Source organism: Coleofasciculus sp. F4-SAH-05 (genome assembly GCF_040222985.1).
GTDB lineage: Bacteria > Cyanobacteriota > Cyanobacteriia > Cyanobacteriales > Coleofasciculaceae > Coleofasciculus > Coleofasciculus chthonoplastes.
The window spans coordinates 1-6,173 of record NZ_JAVKBY010000234.1 but is presented as its reverse complement, the minus strand read 5'-3'; the positions used below and the strand labels follow the sequence as shown (position 1 = coordinate 6,173).

Annotated in this window: 5 protein-coding genes; 1 reads left to right on the top strand and 4 read right to left on the bottom strand. The window is 47.3% G+C overall.

The features are described 5' to 3' along the window. Positions 1-218: 218 nt before the first annotated feature. From RIG27_RS28465 to RIG27_RS28450, 4 genes are all read right to left on the bottom strand, one after another. Entirely contained in the window at positions 219-398 is a 180-nt protein-coding gene (locus RIG27_RS28465; RefSeq protein WP_446350498.1) for a hypothetical protein, read from the bottom strand. 253 nt (positions 399-651) lie between these two features. Beyond that, complete coding sequence (locus RIG27_RS28460) at positions 652-1,437, bottom strand: hypothetical protein (RefSeq protein WP_446350497.1); 786 nt, start codon at positions 1,435-1,437, stop codon at positions 652-654. Positions 1,438-1,884: 447 nt separating this feature from the next. After that, a complete protein-coding gene (locus tag RIG27_RS28455; protein ID WP_446350496.1) occupies positions 1,885-4,713 on the bottom strand; it encodes a GAF domain-containing protein in 2,829 nt (942 codons plus the stop codon). A 2-nt stretch (positions 4,714-4,715) separates the two neighbouring features. Next, positions 4,716-4,883, bottom strand: coding sequence for a hypothetical protein (locus RIG27_RS28450; protein WP_446350495.1), 168 nt, complete (start codon positions 4,881-4,883; stop codon positions 4,716-4,718). Here RIG27_RS28450 and RIG27_RS28445 point away from each other — a divergent pair. After that, entirely contained in the window at positions 4,866-6,011 is a 1,146-nt protein-coding gene (locus tag RIG27_RS28445; RefSeq protein WP_446350494.1) for a quinone-dependent dihydroorotate dehydrogenase, read from the top strand. The two genes, RIG27_RS28450 and RIG27_RS28445, sit on opposite strands and share 18 nt — an antisense overlap. Positions 6,012-6,173: the final 162 nt, after the last annotated feature.

Here is a 6,173-nt window from a genome sequence, read left to right as displayed (position 1 = left end):
CTTTGTTTGTAGTGAGAACTTTAGTTCTCTAACGCCTAGCTGGAGAGGGCTAAAGCCCTCACTACGTACCCAATCTATTCCACCAAATTAGCTGTGCCACGCCTGTAGGGTGTGTTAGCGCAGCGTAACGCACCAATGGCTCACTTTTTTATGGGTGGGTTACGGCGGATATCCAATTTTGCGGTAACTTTTTCAATTGAATCACCGCCTAACCCACCCTACTGGTATGACGGTGCCATCTGTAATAATATCATTTTTACATCAATCTCTAACGCCATGGTTTCCTGGCGTAATTCCTGCTGCAAATAACCAACAAACTTTAAAACCATTTGCAACTGTTCGACTAACGCTTGTCGCGTCATAAACGACTTAATCACATAACTCTTTTCACTCACCATTTTTTATACATTCCCGATTGTTCTACCCAACTGATTCCCTCGAATAACTCAGCCATTAAAGTTTTGGCTTGTTCCACGTAGGCTGATGTATCACAGGGGATATCAATATCAATGGTTGTGGGAATTAATAGTCCGATACTATGGTCAAGTAACCAGACATTTGCCGAAAACGCTGATAAGAGTTCTTCAATCGGTAAGGGGGAGGAGTGAGAGGAGGGTAAGGGTAAAGAGGTTAAGGAGTGAACCCTTTGGTTTAAGGGTTCTTCGGTTTGTAGCGATAGGTTAAATTCTGGAAGGAGACTGTTGAATCCTGATAGAGTTTGGAATTTTCTTTAATTTTTTTTGTCTTGTCTTGTTCTTTTTTATTATTTTGCTCAATTCTTTCTTTTTGTCCAGGAAAATAAATGTCAAAAAACTCCAGAACCGCTTGACAATTCTCCATAATCTCTTGACCCGATACCTGCTGATCTCGAACGCATAAACCAAAAGCATGGCGGGATTTGAGTTGTAGCAGGTCATTATAAACATGATTCCAGTTGGGTTGTTGCTCTGATTGTTGTCCGGATTGTTGCCAATTTGAGTAGGTTTTATTGTCGCGATTGCGGTAGTGTTTCAGTATCTCCAAATAGTGCCAAGGACAAGTCCATTGCACATACTGTCCACTGTTAAAAACTACCCGAATCGTTACCCGATTTCGCCCTAAGCGTTTTGCCTGTTTCTCCGCCTCCCGACAATGTTGCAGTACATCTCGTTGGGGGACACTCCCGGCTACCCAAACAAAGCCGACACTTAGGGTAATGTCTTGCTGATGTTGTTGCCATTGTTCGGGGAGGCTGGTTAACCAGTCTAAGGCTAAATCCTGGTAAAAAGCCTGAATTTCGCGGTCTTCTCGACTATAATTAATATGTTGATCATTTCTATCCTCAGCCCCCAATCTCTGCCACGCGATCGCATCGGTTCCCGTAAGGCTTGAACTCTCACCAATCCAGTTAATCCCTGTCCAATTCCGACGCAGTTTACGCTGTTCTAATTGTTGCATCGCCGTAGGAATTGAATCCCCTTGCCCCAAAAAGATTTCCCAGGTACATTTGTGCCATTTGTGCCATTTGCGCCATTCTTTCTCCCAGTGATAGGGAGCAAATTCGGATAAGTTTGTCTGTATCCAGTCTTGACAATTGTATTAGCAGATGGGGTGACAACCGGGAACGGAAACCGTATGTCTCAGACGTTGTGACGTTGTGCGATCGCTTTTGACTTGCAAGCTTTCTAGACGCACGTCAGCAATAGGGCGCACGTCGGTGCGCCCCTACGGTTTCTTTTCTGTATTTGTCTGGGCAGATTTCGTCGATTAATTTGGGCAAAAACCTGTGGAATCTCTGTAGGGGCGACCCGCTTGCATCAATTAACAATACCAGTCCACTCAATTTGATCGGGTCGCCCTCTCTCGTTCACTATAAATCTCGCGATCGCTAAAATCGTGCCAGATTTACTTCTGCTTCTGTTCCAATGGCAACAGCAACCGGATCAAATAATCATGGACTTGGGTTTGGTAAAAATGCAGATCGCCTCCCCAACTCCGCAAAATCTGTTGACAAATCCTCATATTTAAGCTATGCAGAGATTTTCTCGGTGAAGCGGTGAGAACCTGCTGACACTCCTCCAAAGAATTGCTTTGAGAAATCAGTAACTCGAGTAACGGATAAGGTGAACTTGAACCCATCCTGGGTTTAGTATCTGAACGTAGGGGACAGCACCACAGATGAATCCAACGTCCAGCACGGGATTGTAAACCAATCGTAAGCAATAACTCCAACACAATGCATTCTAGCTTCAGGTAATCCCCATAAATGGTAAACTGACTCACATTATGCATATTCAGAACCAGTTGACGCTGATGATAAAAGGGTTCCACCTGTCGCAGCGATCGCTTCAACAAAGTTGCCAACTTGATTGGGCGTAGCGTCGTCCTGAGTTGCCACTGTTCCTGCTTGAGGAGCGGAGTCACGCCCGCTAGAACGGCTTCTAATTTGTGCATCAGTTGTTGACGACGCATCTTTTGTAACGCCGAATTGCTAACCTGCTGTGTGGCTTCCGCCGGAGAGTATATTTGACTGTCCAATGAGAGTAAGGAATTATTCATCTCCTGCACAGACTGATAAAATTTCTCCAAGCATCGGTGTTTGTACCAGTTGAGAGCTTGCAAGTTTTCCCGCTCTTGGGTTTGTTGCATCAGGCGATACCGATAGTCACGCAAGTCAGTAAACTGTTGGGTTAAGATTTCCAGTACCGACAACAAACGTTCAGACCAACTTCGTTCCTGGTGATCCGCAATCAAGATCAGTCCCGTGGCTGAAGTGGTATCCTGATGTAAGGCAATCACCAAAATTTGACCAATATCGGGACTATTAAACCATTGACGTACAGAATCAGGCAGATCCTTCACCGCAAAGCAGCAGAAATGGGGGGTAGCTAGAGCCTGGTGAATCAGGGAATTTGTTGCCACCGAAATAGTTAAATCGGGAGGGAGAGCAAAACGCGAATCCGTAACCGCCACCGTGGATACCGTCGCCCAAGCAATTTGGGGACTCCAAGTGAGCAGCGCCACCAGCGGAGATTCCAGCAACTTTGCCACATAATTAATCCAAGCCCGTTCAAAGCGCACCGGATCTTTCGGGGCTGAGTGGAGCATGGATAGACCCGACTGCAGGGTTTGATGCGCCAAAAAAGAACGTTTGGCGTTATCTAACTCACCCGATAGCGTGAGCAGTAGATAGATGAGTTGGGCTACAGTTTTCACGAAATCCCGTTCATTCGAGTTCCACGTTCGAGGACTCTCATGACCAATCAAGAACAGGAAACTCGGTTGTTTAGGGGAATGTTCTGGATAGGATAAAGGCTGGATGAGGAGCGATCGCAGATTCAGTTGCGTGAACGTCTCCCGCCAGGATGTGAGTAACCCATCTGCCTCAATATCTTCAATCACCTCCATTTTTTTTCGTCCCCTCAACCACTGTTGATCCTGATCATTCAGGGGGGGTAAGGGTGAGGGAAAAGGACGACGATTCGACGGTTGTCGGCTAAACATAACAGTGAATTGACCCGACTGATCCCGTTGCAGGATTACCAATCGATCCGTATTCAGATGCTGGCAAATCAGCTTCCCCGCATCATTCAGGGCGGCTTCAGGCGTGGGACGACAGGCGATCGCTTGAGCGATCCTTGCTAGCACCTGGCTATCCTTGATTCTTACCTGAACTTGGGTGTCTAATTCCTCACCACTCACTACCAGCGCCACTAATTGAGCGGTGGCTAAAATATAGTTCCGTTCTGCCCGTTCCCAAATTCGCGGATCGTCTTCTTCCACCGACAGAAAACCCAACAATTCCCCTTGAATTTGAATCGGGGCTGCCATCAACGAACGAGTTCGTAGTCGATGTAGGATATGTTCTGTGGTTTCTGTCTTGAGTTGGCTTCTACTGCTGCCAATGGTGACTAACTGACCCGCCTTTAACGCCTGATAAAAGTCACTGGCTTCAGCAACAGTAAGACCCGCTTTGGAGTTGCGTAACCCAACAACACTACGGAGAGATTGACGATTACCCACCCGATGCCAGAAATAGCGTTGCTGTGGATTATACCAATAAATATTAGTGCGCGTCGGTGTAATAAACTCTTGAGTCATCGTCACCAATTTATCCAAACGCTGAACCAGCTTGGGCAATTTGATCAGCTCATCAAGGGCTTGAAACAGGGGTTTGTCAGGGCGTTTCATTGCCGATTGTTGCCAATTGACCTCTATCTCATGTAGCGCCGCCGCTAATCCACCCAACACCATGGATAAATGGGCGGTGTCCCTGGGTTGGGCAGAGATACCCCATTGATGTGAACCCAACAAGGTGACACCAAAACATTGATCCTTGGCGCGTAAGGGAAACAGCAATGTTCCCTGAATCCCTAAATTGGTAGCAAGTCGTCGCCATTCTCCCGCCCGGATTTCTTGCTGAATATCAGGAACGGTGATTGGGCGCTGTTGAATCACGATTTGTTCTAACAGATCACCCGGTTGCAGGTTGTATCGCTGCTTCAAAAAATCGGTCTCACCCGTGGGAGCAATACCCCCTTTACCAAATAAGCGATGATCCAAGCGATCATAAAGCCCAATCCAGATCAGGTGGTAATCAAACTCGGTTTGCAGGTAATTTAGAGTAGTCTCGATCAACACGTCAGCATTGTCCTCTTCCCGCAATGTCTCCAGCACTCGTCCTAGGGCAAGGAATGGATGATCGTTTTGGGATGGTAGATTTTGCTGACCCATAATTAATTATCAGGGAACAGGGAATAGGGAATGGGGAACGGGGACGCTGGGGAAGCCATGTAGAGACGTAGCATGCTACGTCTGGGAGCTGGGGAAGCAGAGACGTACAAATGACGAATGACGAATGACAAAGGACAAAGGACAAATAACCAATGACTGATATTTACCAATCTGCCATTCGCCCCATTCTATTTTCGCTGGTGAAGGCAGATCCGGAGTGGGCGCACGAACAGACAATGCACGTATTAGGTTGGCTAGATCGTACATACCAATCCTCCTCAACTCCTTGGCTTTCCTCTCAATTGCACCAAGCCTTTTGCCTGAGTGATGTTCGCTTAGAACAAACCTTATGGGGACTGAAATTCCCTAATCCTCTAGGTTTAGCCGCCGGATTTGATAAAGATGGGGTAGCGGCTCGAATTTGGCGTATCTTTGGGTTTGGCTTTGCTGAACTGGGAACCGTTACCAGTCACGCCCAACCCGGAAACCCCCAACCACGGTTGTTCCGTTTACTCCAAGATAGAGCCGTTCTCAACCGTATGGGGTTTAATAATCGAGGGGCGCAAGCGTTGGCAGACCGATTAGGAGCGATCGCACATCAGCCGTTTGAGCCGATCCCCTTGGGGATCAATCTGGGTAAGTCTAAGGTAACACCCTTAGAAGACGCCGCTACTGACTATTTAACCAGTTTCCGCTTGCTTAAGCCTTGGGGTGATTATTTTGTGGTTAATGTAAGTTCACCGAATACACCCGGATTGCGATCGCTCCAAGATGCTGAACAACTGCGAATCATTTTGGAGACGTTGCAACAGGACAATCAAGGACAAAAGCCGCTTTTAGTTAAGATTGCACCGGATTTGGAGTGGGAGGCGATCGCGGATGTTGTGGATTTAGCTCAAACGTATCAGCTTGCGGGAATTGTGGCTACTAACACAACAATTCGCCGGGATATCCTGAAAACCCAAGTCATCGCCGCCACAGGCAAACCCGTGACTGAAGAAGCTGGCGGAATTAGTGGTGCGCCACTGCGGGAACGTTCGACAGAGGTGATTCGGTTTATTCACCAGCAAACCCAGGGGAAATTACCGATTATCGGCGTGGGGGGAATTTTTACCGCCGAGGATGCCTGGGAAAAGCTCACCGCCGGAGCCAGCTTGATTCAAGTGTACACGGGATTAGTCTATGAAGGACCCTGGATGGCACGGCGAATCATGCAGGGATTGTTAAAAAAGTTGGAAGAACAAGGATTGAATTCGATTACTCAGGTGGTGGAGCAGGCACAAGCCTCTACCGAGTGAAGCTGAGTCCGGGTAAAGGCTTTTTGACACTCCCCGCCCTATAAGTGCGGGGATTCTTAGTTCCGCGACACACCTTACAATTATCTATCCTTGCGGCAATACTTAAACCAAACACCCGTAGAAAACTACCAAGTATTGAGCCTAATTTAGATAACTCCAGAG